This is a genomic window from Prevotella sp. C0026C3 (assembly GCF_056590795.1).
Genome location: NZ_JBWPWW010000058.1, coordinates 1 through 503 on the forward strand (window position 1 = coordinate 1; position 503 = coordinate 503).

Below are 503 nucleotides of genomic sequence, written 5' to 3' on the forward strand. Positions count from 1 at the left end.
CATATTGGTGGATTTCTCCACCAGTGTGAGTATGGCATGCTGGTCAGGGTCTACGATTAAGTCCATCTCAAAATCTCCGAATCTCTTCCCGTCAACTTCCTTACTTCTTTCATGGATACTCAACCTGTCTTTAATTGGAAGATGTCTGCCCTTGGGACGATTCCTGTATTTCATCTTATGTCTTGTGTGTTTGGCAAGTTCCCCTGTTGTATCATTATGGATGATATTATAAATGGATTGGTGGGACACCTTTATCCCCTCACTCTTGCGCAGATAACCTGATATTTGTCGTGGAGACCACTGGTCATTGGTGATATATTCCTTAATCCTCCAGAGTAATTCGTCGGAGAGCCTGGCGTTCTTTACCGTTCTCTTTCTGCGCTGCATAGCCATATCGTGCGCCTTTGTCCAAATATACTTTCCCGTTGACGTACTGTTGCGTTTGATTTCACGTGAGAGTGTTGACTGACTGATGCCGATGATTGCGGCAATCTCTTTTCTCC

At 44.5% G+C, this 503-nt stretch carries 1 protein-coding gene; it reads right to left on the reverse strand.

All coding sequences use genetic code 11. The features are described from left to right. A partial coding sequence (locus AC1EK4_RS11985; protein WP_480358418.1) for an IS30 family transposase occupies positions 1-503 on the reverse strand: 503 nt, incomplete at both ends.